At 56.9% G+C, this 15,976-nt stretch carries 12 protein-coding genes; 9 read left to right on the forward strand and 3 right to left on the reverse strand.

The window, feature by feature from the left end:
* Positions 1-28: 28 nt before the first annotated feature.
* Genes NYE92_RS16305 through NYE92_RS16315 form a run of 3 tightly spaced genes read left to right on the forward strand, consistent with a single transcriptional unit; the run spans position 29 to position 3,085 of the window.
* Entirely contained in the window at positions 29-901 is an 873-nt protein-coding gene (locus NYE92_RS16305; protein ID WP_013024220.1) for a carbohydrate ABC transporter permease, read from the forward strand.
* On the forward strand, positions 901-1,716 hold the full coding sequence (locus NYE92_RS16310; protein ID WP_014595099.1) for a carbohydrate ABC transporter permease: 816 nt from the start codon (positions 901-903) through the stop codon (positions 1,714-1,716). Before NYE92_RS16305 ends, NYE92_RS16310 begins: the two co-directional genes overlap by 1 nt.
* A 37-nt stretch (positions 1,717-1,753) precedes the next feature.
* On the forward strand, positions 1,754-3,085 hold the full coding sequence (locus tag NYE92_RS16315; protein ID WP_013024224.1) for a glycoside hydrolase family 28 protein: 1,332 nt from the start codon (positions 1,754-1,756) through the stop codon (positions 3,083-3,085).
* 1 nt (position 3,086) lies between these two features.
* Here NYE92_RS16315 and NYE92_RS16320 read toward each other — a convergent pair whose 3' ends face one another.
* Positions 3,087-4,157 carry a tartrate dehydrogenase gene (locus NYE92_RS16320; protein WP_014606905.1) on the reverse strand — a complete coding sequence of 357 codons (1,071 nt, stop codon included), beginning with the start codon at positions 4,155-4,157 and terminating at the stop codon, positions 3,087-3,089.
* Positions 4,158-4,292: 135 nt separating this feature from the next.
* On the opposite strand from NYE92_RS16320, the gene NYE92_RS16325 reads away from it, so the two are divergent.
* Positions 4,293-5,225 carry a LysR family transcriptional regulator gene (locus NYE92_RS16325; protein WP_019105641.1) on the forward strand — a complete coding sequence of 311 codons (933 nt, stop codon included), beginning with the start codon at positions 4,293-4,295 and terminating at the stop codon, positions 5,223-5,225.
* Positions 5,226-5,379: 154 nt separating this feature from the next.
* Positions 5,380-6,816 carry a methyl-accepting chemotaxis protein gene (locus NYE92_RS16330; RefSeq protein WP_013024227.1) on the forward strand — a complete coding sequence of 479 codons (1,437 nt, stop codon included), beginning with the start codon at positions 5,380-5,382 and terminating at the stop codon, positions 6,814-6,816.
* A 158-nt stretch (positions 6,817-6,974) separates the two neighbouring features.
* Here the strand turns inward: NYE92_RS16330 and NYE92_RS16335 are convergent, their stop codons facing one another.
* Positions 6,975-7,265, reverse strand: coding sequence for a DUF1330 domain-containing protein (locus NYE92_RS16335; RefSeq protein ID WP_019105640.1), 291 nt, complete (start codon positions 7,263-7,265; stop codon positions 6,975-6,977).
* A gap of 11 nt (positions 7,266-7,276) precedes the next feature.
* A complete protein-coding gene (yghU, locus tag NYE92_RS16340) occupies positions 7,277-8,140 on the reverse strand; it encodes a glutathione-dependent disulfide-bond oxidoreductase (protein WP_013024229.1) in 864 nt (287 codons plus the stop codon).
* Between the two features lie 228 nt (positions 8,141-8,368).
* Between yghU and NYE92_RS16345 the strand changes: the two genes are divergently transcribed.
* The 4 genes from NYE92_RS16345 to NYE92_RS16360 all read left to right on the forward strand — a co-directional run bounded on the left by NYE92_RS16345 (position 8,369) and on the right by NYE92_RS16360 (position 15,939).
* Entirely contained in the window at positions 8,369-9,286 is a 918-nt protein-coding gene (locus tag NYE92_RS16345; RefSeq protein WP_013024230.1) for an aminoimidazole riboside kinase, read from the forward strand.
* 504 nt (positions 9,287-9,790) lie between these two features.
* Positions 9,791-12,877 (forward strand): beta-galactosidase, encoded by a 3,087-nt coding sequence (locus tag NYE92_RS16350; protein WP_259019157.1) that lies wholly within the window; start codon positions 9,791-9,793, stop codon positions 12,875-12,877.
* A 49-nt stretch (positions 12,878-12,926) separates the two neighbouring features.
* Entirely contained in the window at positions 12,927-14,171 is a 1,245-nt protein-coding gene (locus tag NYE92_RS16355) for an MFS transporter (protein WP_014606902.1), read from the forward strand.
* A gap of 250 nt (positions 14,172-14,421) precedes the next feature.
* On the forward strand, positions 14,422-15,939 hold the full coding sequence (locus NYE92_RS16360; RefSeq protein ID WP_014606901.1) for a carbohydrate porin: 1,518 nt from the start codon (positions 14,422-14,424) through the stop codon (positions 15,937-15,939).
* Positions 15,940-15,976 lie beyond the last annotated feature (37 nt).

Consider the following 15,976-nt stretch of genomic DNA (forward strand, 5'->3'; position numbering starts at 1 on the left):
TGTCGCTCTGACTACGACGAGTACGGTTATGTTGAATCAAAGCAGTTGGCGTAATTTTCTCTATCTTCTTCCCGCAGTCCTGGTTTATGGCCTGTTTCTGCTGTTACCGCTGCTCGCGTCGTTGGGAATCAGCTTTACCGAGTGGGATGGCACCTCGCGGCCAGTTTTCGCGGGCATCAGTAACTACCTGCGTATGTTCAGCGATCCGGTCTTCTGGATTGCCCTTGGCAATAACGCCATTCTGATGCTGTTTTATACTCTCCTGCCGATTGGCGTGGGGCTGCTGCTGTGCAGCTTTCTGTATGAAACCCGAAACAACACCGAGCGCAGCGTACTGCGCATCCTGTTCTTTCTACCTTATATCATGCCGATGGCGGTTCTCGGCGTAGTGTGGCGCTGGCTGTACAACCCGGCCTTTGGCCCCATCGATCAGGTCCTGCGTGCCATCGGATTGCCGCAGTTGGCGATGTCCTGGCTCGGGGATTTTACCTGGGCACTGCCGGCCGTCGGCATGGTCGCCACCTGGTACTTTTTTGGTTTCTGTCTGGTGCTGTTTATGGCGGGACTGCAGCGAATGGATCCGTCCCTGCTTGAAGCGGCGGACCTGGATGGCTCCTCGCGCCGCCAGAAGTTTATGCGCATTACGCTGCCGGGACTGCGTCCGGAGCTGCGCATCGCGCTGTTGCTGACGGTCATCGCCAGTCTGAAGGCGTTCGATCTGGTGTACGTAATGACGCAGGGCGGCCCTGGCACCTCCACCATGGTGACCAATATCTTTATGTACAAGCAGGGCTTTGATCTGCATTACTTCGGCTATGCCTCATCGGTTGCCGTATTCAGTATGGTCATTGTGTTAGGACTTAACTATCTGATCCATCTGGCATTGAAGGAACGTTACTGATGAAAAGCACACCGATCATTTCTCGTGCGCTGATCTGGATTGTGGCGCTGATGACCATCATGCCGTTTTTAATGGCGTTGATGACCTCGTTTAAAACGCAGATGGAGCTGTTTCAGGGCGTGTTTCATTTACCCGCCTCACTGAATGTCAAAAACTACATCACCGCCTGGCAGCAGGGACACTTTAACGTTTACTTTATGAACTCGGTGCTGGTGGTGTTTCCGGTGGTGCTGAGCAGTATTTTACTGGGTATTCTGGCCGGATTTGGCTTTGCCTTACTGAAAATTCCGGGCAAGAAAGTGGTGGCGGCCATGCTGGCGCTGGGCATGGTGCTGCCGAGTGAAGCCTTTATTATTCCGCTCTATCATGAACTGCACTGGATGGGGCTGACCAACACCTATCTGGCCCTGATTCTGCCGCAGGTTGCGCTGTCGCTGCCGTTTACTACCCTGATGATTGCCAGCGCTTTCCAGCAGGTGCCTAAAGAGTTAGTCGAGGCGGCGGTGATGGATGGCGCGCCTCGCATTAAAATCCTGTGGGGGATTTTAGTTCCGGCCATCTGGCCCACGATCTCCACGCTGGCCCTGCTGTTGTTTATCTGGACGTGGAACGAATTCCTTATTCCGTTGATTTTGGTCAACAAAGATGAGCTGCGAACCTTGCCCATTGGCATGATGTTTTTCCAGAATAAGAACACCATTGATATCCCGGTGCTGATGGCTGGCGCGATGATCGTTATCATGCCGCTTATCGTGGTTTTCCTGTTTTTCCAGCGCAAGTTTATCAGCGGCGTAACGGAAGGTGCGGTGAAGTAAGCGCACCGGTTCATCTCTCATTCACTAAGGCCGGACGATGCATCTTTCCCTTGGCGATTTTCATCCCGTCGCAGACGGCGAAACCCCTGATACACGCATCCTGCAACAGGCGATTGACCAGATTGCGGCGGCGGGCGGTGGGCGACTTACGCTGCCGCCGGGGCGTTATCGCAGCGGCTGCCTGAACCTTCCTTCCGATTTTGAGCTGCACCTTGAAGCCGGCGCAGTGCTGGTTGCCAGCCGACATCTGGCGGACTACCAACAGTGGAAAGCGCTGAGCTGTGCCGAGAAATCGCATAACGTCCTGCTGTATGCGCTGGGGCAGCGTAACCTGACAATTACTGGTCAGGGCCATATTGAGGGAGACGCCGAAGCGTGGTTTGCGGCGGAGCCTGACGAACAGGGCTACCGGGTCCCAAAAGCAGACAGGCCACGCATGATCGTGTTTGAGGATTGCGAGCAGGTCAGGTTGCAGGACATCAGCCTGATCCGCGCACCGATGTGGACGGTGCACCTTGTCAGCTGCCGCCATGTGCATATCGAACGTCTGACCATTGATAACGCCATGACGCTGCCCAACACCGACGCACTGGACATTGACAGCTGCGAGGCGGTTTTTATCAGCAACAGCTATTTCAGCGCGGCAGATGATGCGATTTGCATCAAAACCACCTTCAAGCCCGCTGGCCTGCGTCGTCCGGCGCGACGAATCGCGGTGAGCAACTGCCTGCTGCGCAGCGACAGCTGCGCCTTGAAGATCGGCACTGAAACCTGGGACGATATTGAAGACATTACCGTTTCAGGCTGCACCCTGTTCGATTCCAACCGTGGCATCGGCATTGTGTCACGGGATGGTGGGGCGATACGGCGCGTCCTCTTCAGCACAATCGCCTTTAGCTGCCATCATGTTGCCGCCTGCCACTGGGGCAAAGCCGATCCCATTTTTATCTCCGTACGGACCCGTGATCCGGCGGTGCTGCCGGGGATCGTGGAGCAAGTCCAGTTCAGTCAGCTCAGCGGTGTGGCAGAGGGCGCGATCAACCTGCATGCTGCCCAGCCAGGCTGGATCCGTGATATTTCACTCAATCAACTCCATCTGCGGCAAACTGTCGCGCAGGGCGTGCAGGGACAGTACGATGTGCGGCCGCCCTGTAATCCCGATTCCCCCACCGGGATGGGGCTGGATAATGCTTACCGGCTGGATAAAACCACGGGCGAGGCTTACGGCGTTGAGCGCTATCCCGGTGGGCTGCCGGGACTGTTTGCGCGCGGCGTTGAGAACCTGCAATTGAACAACCTGACGATTCAGCGGCCTGAGCCGCTGCCGTCAGGCTGGCATCCGGACAGCGTTGTGCTGCTGGCAGACTAAGTTACAGCGCCGCCGCGATAGCGGCACCCAACTGCTGCGTATCCGCGCTGCCGCCCAGGTCGCGGGTTAAATGTTCACCGGCGGCCAGGGTACGCTCAATGGCGTTCAGCACGGCATCACCGGCTTCCTTGTAGCCGAGATGCTCCAGCATCATGGCACCACACCAAATCTGGCCGATCGGGTTGGCGATATTTTTACCGGCGATATCGGGCGCCGAGCCGTGCACCGGTTCAAACAAGCTGGGGAATTTGCCTTCCGGATTGATATTGGCAGACGGCGCGATGCCAATGGTACCGGTGCAGGCAGGGCCGAGATCCGACAGGATATCGCCAAACAAATTGCTGGCAACCACCACATCAAACCAGTCGGGATGCAACACAAAATTGGCGGTAAGAATATCAATATGATATTTATCCACCTTGATCTCGGGATAGTGCTCACCCATCGCCTGAACGCGGTTATCCCAGTAGGGCATGGTAATCGCGATACCGTTCGATTTAGTGGCAGAGGTCAGGTGTTTTTTGGGCCGACGCTGGGCCAGTTCGAAGGCAAACTTCAGAATGCGATCGACGCCCACGCGGGTCATGACCGTTTCCTGAATGACCACTTCCCGCTCGGTGCCGGGGAACATGGTGCCGCCCACGCTGGAATACTCGCCTTCGGTGTTTTCCCGCACCACGTAGAAATCGATATCGCCCGGCTTACGGTTGGCTAACGGTGCTTTCACGCCGGGCATCAGGCGTACCGGACGCAGGTTCACGTACTGATCAAACTCACGGCGAAACTGCAACAGCGATCCCCAAAGCGAAACATGATCCGGCACCACATCAGGCCAGCCAACCGCGCCAAAATAAATCGCATCGAACGTTTTCAGCTCAGCAAACCAGTCGTCCGGCAGCATTTTGCCATGCTGTTGCCAGTATTCTGCGCTGGCATAATCGAACCACTCCCAGCGCAGTGGAATGTTGAACTTCTCTGCCGCCACGTTCATCACGCGCACGCCTTCTGGCATCACTTCTTTGCCAATGCCGTCGCCGGGAATCACGGCAATACGATGGATCTTCTCTGTCACTGGGCACCTCTGAGGTTGGTAGGGTGAGTCGGTCAGGTTTCCGTATGCTGTCTTGGTGCAGCTTGATTTATCACCGGGCGTTAGCGCAGTATAACTCTCCACCTGAGGTAAACAATTGGCCTTAAAGTTAATCCCATGTTGAATCAAAGTAGAGAATCTCGGACGTCAAGTGACGATCTGGCGTTTTTCCTGCGCGTGGCGTCATTGGGCAGCCTGACGGCGGCCGCGCGGGCGCTGGGGCTTTCTCTGGCGGCCGTCAGCAAACGCCTGAGCCTGCTGGAGCAGCGGCTGGGGGTTCAGTTACTGCGCCGCACCACGCGCAGGCTGGAACTGACGCCCGAAGGCCGTCGATACCTGGAAGGGGCTCGTCCGTTGCTGGAGCAGTTGGTGGCGCTGGAAGACGCGGTGAGCGGCGAAACGGCCGAGCTGCGCGGCACGCTGAATATTAATGCCTCGTTTGGTTTTGGCCGCCGCCATATCGCGCCCTGCGTGTCTGCCTTTGCTGCCCTGCATCCTCATCTGGCGCTTTCCCTGCAGCTCAGCAGTCAGTCGCTGAATTTTCTTGATGCCCATGTGGACATCGACATTCGCGTCGGCGAACCGCCAGACTCACGGCTGGTCGCCCGGAAACTGGTGCACAACCCGCGTGTACTTTGCTGCTCGCCCGCCTACGCCGCCAAACACGGGTTGCCGGACAGCATCCGGGCGCTGGCGCAGCATAACTGCATTTTACTGAGGCAGCATGACAGCGATTTCGCCCTGTGGCGGTTTGTCAGCGATGCGGAGAGCCTGAGTCAGAAAGTCCGCGGAAACCTGGTCACGAACGATGGCGAGGTGGCGATGCGCATGGCGCTGGATGGTCATGGCATCCTGCTGCGCTCCTGGTGGGATGCAAAACACAGCATTGCAGCCGGGGAGCTGCGGCATGTGTTGCCCGAATGGCGGTCACCGGACGGCGATATCTTCGCAGTCTGGCAGGCGCAGCGACAGCAGCCCTCGCGGCTCATGGCGTTTGTGACCTTTCTACAGGAAAGGCTTCAAAGCGATAGCGCGCTAACTCATCTGTAATGTCCCACGCAACTTTTCTGTAAATCATTATCACTATTAAAGTATTTTCCGGCAGCGTCGATACCGATCTTATGTGTCTGCGCCCGTTGCGTAGATCGACTGTGAGCACGCCTCTGGTCTGAGGCGCGGTTTAACCTCTGGTGGATGCCTGGCGATGAATACAGATTTAACCCGCTCCGGGGATGGCGTTTCCCCTCAACGTATTGCAAAACAGGCAGACAGGCTGATTGTCATGCTGTGTTGGATCATGGTGGTGATTTCAGCCATCGTCGGAAGCCTGTACCAGTCAACCTGGCTGGCGATAACGGTCGGCACCGGGCTGGCACTGGTCGCCACGCTGGTGGGATGGCTGGCAAACGGCACGCTATTTTCGCGCTTATGGTTGGCCTTCACGCTCATCGGCTTCGCGGGTTTGCTGATTCAACTGGGCCAGGGCGAAACCGAGTTCCACTTTTCGGTGTTTGTCTTGCTGTCGGTATTGCTGGTCTATCGCGACAGCCGACCCTTGCTGGTGGCCGCCGCGACAGGCGCCGTTCATCATCTCCTGTTTAACTATCTGCAGGAACACGATCTGTTTGGCATCGTGGTCTTTCACCATCCCGGTCTGGATATGGTGCTTTTCCACGCGCTGTTTGTGGTGGTACAGACCGCGATGCTGGTGCTTATCGCCCGGCAGATGGCCGCCGATCTCCGCGCTTCAAGTGAGGTCGCGCAACTGGCTGCCCGCATCAACCGTGAACCGGGTTGCCTGACGCTGTCGGTGGAAAATCAACAGAGTGAAACGCCATTCGCCAAAACCTTTAGCCAGACGCTGAGCACGATGCGCGGTACGTTGAACCAGGTCAGCCACGGCGTCGCTGAACTGCTGCAGGAGGCCGACAGCATGCTGTCGCGTAACGCCGCCCTGTCGCAGCGCACCGATGAACAGGCTCAGGCGCTGGAGGTGGCGACCACCGCGATGTCACAAATCAGCGTTGCCGCCAGTCAGGCGAAGGATAAGGCGCAAACGGCCTGCGATCTGGCTCATGAAACCCGCCAGGTAGCGAATAAAGGTCAACAGAATATTCAGCGGGCGATGGCCTCCATGGCGCAGATTAACGTGGAGTCTGGCCGGGTTAAAACCATTCTTGAACTGATTGACGGCATTGCGTTCCAGACGACGATTTTGTCCCTGAATGCCTCAGTAGAAGCCGCCCGCGCGGGTCAGGAAGGCCGGGGTTTTGCCGTGGTGGCCAACGAAGTGCGCAGCCTGGCATTGCGGTGTGAAAATGCCGCCCGTGAGATTCGCCAGCTCATGGATGTGTCCAGTTCCAGCGCCGAGCAGGGCACCGCGCAGGTTGATCAGGCCGCCCAGACCATGCAGGCGATTCACGTCAGTATCGACAGCCTGTCACAGCTGGTGAACGAGCTGTCGGAGATGAGCGTGCAGCAAAATCAGAGCATCGAACAGATTCAGCACAGCATTAACAGTATTGATGACAGCGTGAATCATAACGTCAAACACGTGACCGAAACGCTACAGGTGGCGCAGCACCAGCGTCAGCAGGCCAGCACGCTACAACAGGCTATCTCACTGTTTCGTTTTAGCTAGGCGAGGCAGGCAGAATCCGTTATGAGGCGGTTCTGGCGGAGAAAACACGGGCGTTATTGCCCGGGTCGCGAGGATACCGTATCAGCGGCGTCGATGGGCGCGAGTGCCCCGCAGGCCAGATGGACTGCGGGGCAATGGCGGGCATGCCCGCAAAGCGATTAATCGACGCCTTTTACCAACAGTACGCGATAAGTCGAGCCCTTCAGGCGGTGCTGTTTCGCCTCCTGATATTCCGGGCTGTCATACCAGGCATGGGCGGCGTCGGTGCTCGGAAATTCAATAATCACCACACCTTCCGCCTCTGGGCCTTCCAGGGTTTCCAGATCGCCGTAAAAGGCTAATGGCTTGATGGGATGGTTGCCATGGGCTTTGCCGGCTTTATCGGCGTAAGTCACCATTTCATCCTGATCCAGGGTGTTGTCACGAATAAATACGACGTAAGCGCTCAACGTTTTTCTCCTCAGGCTTGCTTGTCTTGGGTTTGCGTATCAAAGTCCGATGCGTCATGGCGCTCGCGCAGCTGATCGGCGGGTTCGCCCATCACACGGTTCACCTTGCGGCCGCGCATAACGGCCGGACGCAGGGCGATCTCTTCGGCCCAGCGCACCACATTTTTGTAGGACTGAAGATCGAGGAATTCTGCCGCATTGTACTGGTTATACAGCACCATGCTGCCGTACCACGGCCAGGTGGCGATATCGGCGATGGTGTAATCGTCACCCGCCAGATAACGGTTGTCGGCAAGCTGACGGTCCAGCACGTCAAACTGACGTTTGGCTTCCAGTGAGAAGCGGTTGATGGCGTATTCAATCTTTTCTGGCGCGTAATGATAGAAGTGACCAAAGCCGCCGCCAAGGTAAGGGGCAGAGCCTTGCAGCCAGAACAGCCAGTTCAGCGTTTCGGTGCGTTTGGCCGGATCTTTCGGCAGGAAATAACCGTATTTTTCCGCCAGATAGAGCAGGATGTTACCGGATTCAAATACGCGAATCGGTGGTGTGGCTGAATGATCGCACAGTGCCGGGATTTTGGAGTTGGGGTTGATCTCAACAAAACCGCTGCTGAACTGATCGCCTTCACCAATATTGATTAACCAGGCATCGTACTCTGCATCGTTCACGTTCAGCGCCAGCAACTCTTCCAGCAGAATAGTGACTTTCTGGCCGTTAGGCGTGCCCAGAGAGTAAAGCTGCAGCGGATGCTTACCAACCGGCAGGGCTTTTTCATGGGTTGGGCCAGCGGTAGGGCGGTTAGTTTTGGCACCATTACCTTTCGCTTCCGGGTCCCACTTCCAGACTTTAGCGGGCTGATAGTGTTGTTCAGACATGATGAGGTTCGCCTTTTTGTGTTTGGAGTTTTCACGAGTGTAGCAGTTGCCAGCGCGCTGGTTTAACCCTGGTGGCGGTGACTTTGTATCGCTTTACTACAGCGCTCAAGACAGCTTTACCGCCAGTGCGAAGAGATTTTCCCCACACAAATCACATTTATGACGCCTGAGCAATGCTAAGCTAAAACGGTTTAGTAAAATTTAGCTTTATCTGCGTAGGAGAGAGGTATGTCAGCACGAGTCTGGTGTCTGGGTGATGCCGTGGTGGACCTGCTTCCGGACGGGCCGGGGCATTTAATACAGTGTGCAGGCGGGGCGCCCGCCAATGTGGCGGTGGGCATTGCCCGCTTACAGGGCCGCAGCGGGTTTATTGGCCGGGTTGGGGACGATCCTTTTGGTCACTTTATGCAGCACACGCTGGCGACTGAACAGGTTGATACCCGCTATATGACGCTGGACAGCGCCCAGCGCACCTCAACGGTGGTGGTGGCGCTGGATCAGGAAGGTGAGCGGACTTTTACCTTTATGGTGCGCCCCAGTGCAGATCTGTTTCTGGAACAAGGCGATCTCCCCAGGTTTGAGCAAGGTGAATGGCTTCACTGCTGCTCAATTGCCCTGGCGGCAGAACCTTCGCGCTCCACCACCTTTTCTGCCATGCAGCAGATCAGCGATGCCGGTGGCTTTGTGAGCTTTGATCCCAATATTCGTCACGATCTGTGGCACGACGATGCCCAACTGCGGGACTGTGTGAACCGGGCGTTACAGCTGGCCGATGTGGTCAAGCTGTCTGAGGAAGAGCTGGCTTTTCTGACTCCGGGGGCGCAACACGCTGACAGCATGCAGGCGCTGGCGGAACGCTTTGCGATTAGCCTGCTGATGGTCACCCAGGGCAAGGCCGGAGTGAAAGTCTGGCATCAGGGTAAACATTATCACTATCCCACGCTGCCTGTGGTGAGCGTGGACACCACCGGCGCAGGGGATGCGTTTGTCGCCGGGCTGCTATGGGGGCTGGCGGAAAAGGGGATGCCCGCTAATGAGGCCGAGCTGGCGGCACGACTCAGCAGCGCACAGCAGTGTGGGGCGCTGGCGACGACGGCAAAAGGGGCGATGACCGCGTTGCCTTATCGTCACCAAATTGAAGGATAATATCCCGATAACGCCACGACGCACTGACCGGCAACCCTCGCCTGTGTCCGGTCAGTCAGCGGGTGCAGCGCCGAACGGGGTCGGCCGCTCATCCAGCGGGCCTGTCATCACTAAAGGGGACAGCGCCCGTTACCTCAGATCGGGCAGAGCGATCAGCCCCTGTCCACGCTGATGACCCGGCCGCTCAGGATGAACCGCCTGCCGGCATAAAGCGTGGTCGGGCTTTGTCTGTCACCGCAACGCAAGCTTTACTGTTGCCCCATCATGCCGAGCCTTTTCGCGCATTGATCTGTTCCCGCGGCCATCTGCCCGTTGTCAGCGCTCCCCGTTCGCGCATCCTGACCGGGGCCGGCAAGACAGCGACCCCGCTCATAAATCTCACTGCCGATCCCGCTTTGCTGTGAGGCAGTTCACTCATTCGCCCTTCGTTGCTTTACATCCCCATTCCGGCCTCGTAATGTCATCTTAATGTGAGCGGATAACAATTTTACGCAGGAGACTGCCATGACCCTGGACAGAGATTCATTAGCGGCCGTACTCGCCCGGCGCGACTGGGAAAACCCCGGCGTCAGCGAACATAACCGGCTGGAAGCCCATCCGCCGTTTTACAGCTGGCGCAGCGCTGAGGCGGCCCATAACAACGCGCCATCGGCGCAGCGAAAAAGCCTGAGCGGCGAATGGACGTTTGCCTTTTTCCCTGCGCCCGAGGCGGTGCCGGATAGCTGGCGCACCCAGGATTTGCAGGCGGCAGCGACGATTACCGTGCCGTCAGTCTGGCAAATGCAGGGCTATGATGTTCCGATTTACACCAATGTTACCTATCCCATTCCGGTTGATCCCCCGCGCGTTCCGGCTGAAAACCCTACGGGATGTTATTCGCTCACATTTAATGTGGATGCAGACTGGCTGCAACATGGACAAACCCGAATTATTTTTGACGGCGTGAATTCGGCCTTCTATCTCTGGTGCAACGGACGCTGGGTGGGCTATGGGCAGGACAGCCGCTTGCCGTCTGAATTTGATCTGAGCGAATTTCTGCGCGAAGGTGAAAATCGCCTGGCGGTGATGGTGTTGCGCTGGAGCGATGGCAGCTATCTGGAAGATCAGGATATGTGGCGCATGAGTGGTATTTTCCGCGATGTTTCCCTGCTGCATAAGCCTGCCAGCCATCTTCGCGATCTGCGCATTCGTACGCATTTCAATGACGATTTCAGTCGTGCGCGGCTGGAAGCTGAGGTGCGGGTTGCCGGAGCACTGGATGAAGATTTACGGGTCAGCGTGCAGCTCTTCGCGGGTGACACGCTAACCGGAGAAGCGACGTCGCCCTTGGGCAGCGCGATTATTGACGAGCGCGGCGCGTGGAGCGATCGGACAACGCTGTGCATCAACGTTGCTAACCCTGCGCTGTGGAGTGCGGAAACGCCGCATCTCTACCGGGCGGTTGTGCAGTTACACCGGACGGACGGTACGCTGATTGAGGCGGAGGCCTGCGACGTGGGATTCCGTCACGTCAGCATCGAAAATGGCCTGCTGCTGCTCAACGGTCAGCCACTGCTCATCCGCGGCACCAACCGCCACGAGCATCATCCTGAACGCGGTCAGGTGATGGATCGTGACACTATGGTGCAGGATATTTTGCTGATGAAGCAGAATAACTTCAACGCGGTGCGCTGCTCCCATTACCCTAACGATCCCCTGTGGTATAGCCTGTGTGACCACTACGGCTTGTACGTCGTCGATGAAGCCAACATCGAAACGCATGGCATGGTGCCGATGAATCGCCTGAGCGACGATCCCGTCTGGCTTCCCGCCATGAGCCAGCGCGTCACGCGCATGATGCAGCGCGATCGTAATCACCCCTGCATTATTATCTGGTCACTGGGTAACGAATCGGGCCACGGTGCTAACCATGATGCGCTCTACCGCTGGCTGAAAAGTGAAGATCCTTCCCGCCCGGTCCAGTACGAAGGTGGCGGGGCCAATACCGCAGCGACCGATATTATCTGTCCGATGTATGCGCGGGTCGATGAGGATCAACCTTTCCCGGCCGTGCCGAAATGGTCCATTAAAAAATGGCTGTCTATGCCAGGCGAGCAGCGTCCGCTTATTCTCTGTGAATATGCTCATGCCATGGGAAACAGCCTTGGTGGCTACGCAAAATACTGGCAGGCATTTCGTCAGTATCCTCGCCTGCAGGGCGGTTTTGTCTGGGACTGGGTCGATCAGTCGCTCATAAAATATGACGATAACGGCGAACCCTGGGCTGCCTACGGTGGCGACTTTGGTGATACGCCTAATGATCGCCAGTTCTGCATGAACGGGCTGGTCTTTGCCGACCGGACGCCCCATCCCTCGCTCTACGAAGCCCGCCATGCGCAGCAGTTCTTCCAGTTCAGGCTGCTACCGGGCAGCGAGCGCACGCTGGAAGTGACCAGCGAATACCTGTTCCGCCACAGTGATAATGAAATCCTGCACTGGTCGGTGGCTCAGGATGGCAACCTGCTGGCCGCCGGTGAAGTCACGCTGGATATCGCGCCACAGGGCCGCCAGCAGATCGCACTCCCGGAGGTGCCGCTGCCTCAATCTGCAGGCCAGCTCTGGCTGACGGTGCGGGTGGAACAGCCTCAGCCGACGGCCTGGTCAGAAGCCGGTCATATCAGCGCCTGGCAGCAGTGGCCACTGGAGGCGATCCTGAATGTGGCCCTGCCGCCTCAGGCGGCGAGTGCGCCACAGCTCAGCCGCGGCGAAGACACCTTCAGCGTGGCGGTGAACAACCAACGCTGGGCATTCAGCCGTCAGCAGGGCGTGCTCACGCAGTACTGGATCGACGATCAGCCGCAGCTCCTGTCGCCGCTGCGCGATCAGTTTACCCGTGCGCCGCTGGATAACGATATCGGCGTCAGCGAAGTCACGCGCATCGACCCTAATGCCTGGGTCGAGCGCTGGAAAGCGGCGGGGCACTATCAGTCTGAGGTCACCACCCTGCAGTGCACCGCCGAAGCGCTCTCCGACGCCGTCGTGATCAACACCGTCCATGCCTGGCAGTTCCAGGGCAAAACGCTGTTTATCAGCCGTAAAGCGTACCGTATTGATGGATTTGGCGAGATGGCGGTGACGGTCAACGTGGAGATCGCGAGCGGCACGCCTTATCCGGCACGCATTGGTATGAGCTGTCAGCTCACCCAGATCGTCGAGCGAGTGAACTGGTTAGGCCTGGGGCCGCATGAAAATTACCCGGATCGCCTGACCTCTGCCTGCTTCGACCGCTGGGATTTACCGCTGAGTGAAATGTACACCCCGTATGTTTTCCCCACTGAAAACGGCCTGCGCTGCGGCACGCGTGAACTCAACTATGGTGTGCACCAGTGGCGTGGCGATTTCCAGTTCAACATCAGTCGCTACAGCCAGACACAGCTGATGGAAACCTGCCATCGCCACCTGTTACGGCCTGAGGCGGGCACGTGGCTCAATATTGATGGCTTCCACATGGGCGTCGGCGGTGACGATTCCTGGAGCCCGTCGGTATCACCGGAATTCCTGCTCAGTGCAGGACGTTACAGCTACCAGTTTATCTGGGGGCAACAAAAATAATGAGCGGGCAGGCTTGCGCCTGCCTGACTCTCGCGTAAGGACGTCCAATATGTACTATTTAAAAAACACGAATTTTTGGCTGTTTGGTTTTTTCTTCTTCTTTTACTTTTTCATCATGGGTGCCTATTTCCCGTTCTTCCCCATCTGGTTGCATGATATTAACCATATCAGCAAAGGGGATACCGGCATTATTTTTGCCAGTATTTCGTTGTTTTCTCTGCTGTTTCAGCCGCTGTTTGGCCTGTTGTCCGATAAGCTCGGCCTGCGCAAACACCTGCTGTGGGTTATCACCGGTATGCTGGTGATGTTCGCACCTTTCTTTATTTACGTTTTTGGGCCGCTATTACAGGTGAATATTCTGGCGGGCTCGATTGTTGGCGGTATTTACCTGGGTTTTATCTACAACGCCGGGGCACCCGCGATTGAAGCGTACATTGAGAAAGTCAGCCGCCGCAGCAATTTTGAATTTGGCCGGGCGCGCATGTTTGGCTGTGTAGGATGGGCCTTGTGCGCCTCCATCGTCGGGATCATGTTCACCATCAATAACCAGTTTGTGTTCTGGCTGGGGTCGGGCTGTGCCGTGATTCTGGCGCTGCTGCTGTTCTTCTCCCGTACCAGCACATCGTCATCCGCGACGGTTGCGCAGGCGGTGGGAGCGAATCACTCGGCGTTCAGCCTGAAGCTGGCGCTGGAGTTGTTCAGGCAGCCAAAACTGTGGTTTTTATCCCTGTATGTCGTCGGCGTGTCCTGTACCTATGACGTGTTCGACCAGCAGTTTGCTAACTTCTTTACCTCATTCTTTGCCACAGGCGAACAGGGTACGCGGGTATTTGGCTATGTGACCACCCTGGGTGAATTACTGAACGCGTCCATCATGTTTTTTGCTCCGCTGATCGTTAACCGCATTGGCGGCAAGAACGCCCTGCTGCTGGCAGGCATGATCATGTCCGTGCGTATTATCGGTTCCTCCTTTGCCACCACGGCAGTGGAAGTGGTGATTCTTAAAACGCTGCACATGTTTGAAATCCCTTTCCTGATTGTCGGCTGCTTTAAATACATCACCAGCCAGTTTGAAGTGCGCTTCTCCGCCACCATTTATCTGGTGTGCTTCTGCTTCTTCAAACAGTTAGCGATGATATTCATGTCGGTTCTGGCGGGTAACATGTATGAAAGTATTGGCTTCCATGGCGCCTATCTGGTGCTAGGCTCTATTGCGATGGCCTTTACGTTGATCTCCGTTTTCACTCTGAGCGGGCCGGGACCGCTGACGCTGTTACGTCGTCAGGCTGCCTGATCCCTTCCTCAAGACAACCGGACAGGCGTCATGACGCATCCGGTTGTCTGCTTGCCGACCGCGTTTTTTTCATCACGTCATTCCCCCTTTTCGCCTCGTCGCCGCTTCGTTTTGCGAACTGTCTCACATTCATAAAATCGGTTTAGCAAATTACTTTGCCTGAAAATACATCGATGAATATCATCCGAAAACTAAAACGGTTTAGCAAAAGACAGCATCACTACCCTTACCTTTTCTGGGATGTAAAACGATGAATAAAAAGGCACTTGCCGTAACCGTTGGGCTGCTACTGAGCGCGGGGCCGGTTCTGGCAGCAGAACCAAGCATGAGCAGTATTGAAGCACGGCTGGCGGCACTGGAGCAGCGGTTACAGGCCGCAGAGCAGCGGGCGAATGCGGCAGAGAATCGCGCAGAAGCCGCAGAAAAACAGGCGCAGCAGCTTGCCCGCGCACAGCAGAAAAGCCAGGCCACCGCGACGCAGGTTGAACAGCGCACGGCGAAGCTGGAGCAGAAAGCGAGCAGTGAAGACGGCTTCGAATTTCACGGCTATGCCCGTTCCGGGCTACTGATGAACAGCTCGGCGACCAAAACTCAGGGCGGCCCGACCGTGACGCCTGCCGGGGAAACCGGCGGGCACGTCGGCCGCTTAGGTAACGAACCTGATACCTACGTAGAGCTGAATCTGGAACATAAACAAACGCTGGAAAACGGCGCAACGACCCGCTTCAAGGCGATGCTGGCCGACGGCCAGCGCACCTATAACGACTGGACGGCATCCAGCAGCGACCTCAATCTGCGTCAGGCTTTTGTCGAGCTGGGCCAGCTCCCGACCTTTACCGGCGCGTTCAAAGACACGACCGTCTGGGCGGGTAAACGCTTTGACCGGGATAATTTCGATATCCACTGGATCGACTCCGATGTGGTGTTTCTCGCCGGTACCGGAGCAGGTATTTACGACATGAAGTGGAGCGATCAGGCTCACAGCAATCTGTCGCTTTACGGACGAACCTTTGGCGATATCGAGAACAACGACAACACCGCACAGAACTATATTCTGACGGCTAACAACTTCTACGGCCCATTCCAGCTGATGCTGAGCGGCATGCGGGCGAAAGATAACGACGACCGGCTGGATGTGAACGGCCTGAAGGTGAAGGGCGATGCCGCGAACACCGGGTTACATGCGCTGGTGGGGCTGCATAACGACAGCTTCTATGGCCTGCGCGAGGGTTCAGCGAAAACGGCCGTGCTGTACGGTCACGGCTTAGGTGCAGAGGTAAAAGCTATCGGTTCAGACGGGGCACTGTTACCGGATGCCGATACCTGGCGGCTGGCCAGCTACGGGATTACCCCGCTGGGCGGCGGCTGGCATATCGCCCCGGCGGTGCTGGCGCAAAGCAGTAAGGATCGTTACGTCAAGGGCGACAGCTATCAGTGGGCCACCGCCAACATGCGCCTGATTCAGGGGCTGACCGAGAACTTTGAAATGCAGTACGAAGCTACCTATCAGTATATGGATCTGCGACCAGAGGGCTTTAATCAGCGCAGTGCGGTCAACGGTAATTTCTACAAACTGACCGTTGCGCCTACGCTGAAGGCCAGCAACGTGGGTGAATTCCTCAAACGTCCGGAAATTCGCCTTTTTGCCACCTGGATGGACTGGGACCACCGACTGGATAACTACGCGCGCGGCGATGCCTTTGGCAGCAGCGGCTTTGAAGCGGGCGGTGAGTGGAACTTCGGCGTACAAATGGAAACCTGGTTCTGATCAGTCGGCCCTGCGGGGCTGTTTCAGCCGGGCCGAC

Source organism: Pantoea sp. B566 (assembly GCF_024793925.1).
GTDB lineage: Bacteria > Pseudomonadota > Gammaproteobacteria > Enterobacterales > Enterobacteriaceae > Pantoea > Pantoea ananatis.

What these genes read in the sequence shown, in the direction of transcription:
- NYE92_RS16305 (WP_013024220.1), top strand. Translation starts at nt 29, where the DNA reads ATGTTGAATCAAAGCAGTTGGCGTAATTTTCTCTATCTTCTTCCCGCA.
- NYE92_RS16310 (WP_014595099.1), top strand. Translation starts at nt 901, where the DNA reads ATGAAAAGCACACCGATCATTTCTCGTGCGCTGATCTGGATTGTGGCG.
- NYE92_RS16315 (WP_013024224.1), top strand. Translation starts at nt 1,754, where the DNA reads ATGCATCTTTCCCTTGGCGATTTTCATCCCGTCGCAGACGGCGAAACC.
- NYE92_RS16325 (WP_019105641.1), top strand. Translation starts at nt 4,293, where the DNA reads ATGTTGAATCAAAGTAGAGAATCTCGGACGTCAAGTGACGATCTGGCG.
- NYE92_RS16330 (WP_013024227.1), top strand. Translation starts at nt 5,380, where the DNA reads ATGAATACAGATTTAACCCGCTCCGGGGATGGCGTTTCCCCTCAACGT.
- yghU (WP_013024229.1), bottom strand. Translation starts at nt 8,140, where the DNA reads ATGTCTGAACAACACTATCAGCCCGCTAAAGTCTGGAAGTGGGACCCG.
- NYE92_RS16345 (WP_013024230.1), top strand. Translation starts at nt 8,369, where the DNA reads ATGTCAGCACGAGTCTGGTGTCTGGGTGATGCCGTGGTGGACCTGCTT.
- NYE92_RS16350 (WP_259019157.1), top strand. Translation starts at nt 9,791, where the DNA reads ATGACCCTGGACAGAGATTCATTAGCGGCCGTACTCGCCCGGCGCGAC.
- NYE92_RS16355 (WP_014606902.1), top strand. Translation starts at nt 12,927, where the DNA reads ATGTACTATTTAAAAAACACGAATTTTTGGCTGTTTGGTTTTTTCTTC.
- NYE92_RS16360 (WP_014606901.1), top strand. Translation starts at nt 14,422, where the DNA reads ATGAATAAAAAGGCACTTGCCGTAACCGTTGGGCTGCTACTGAGCGCG.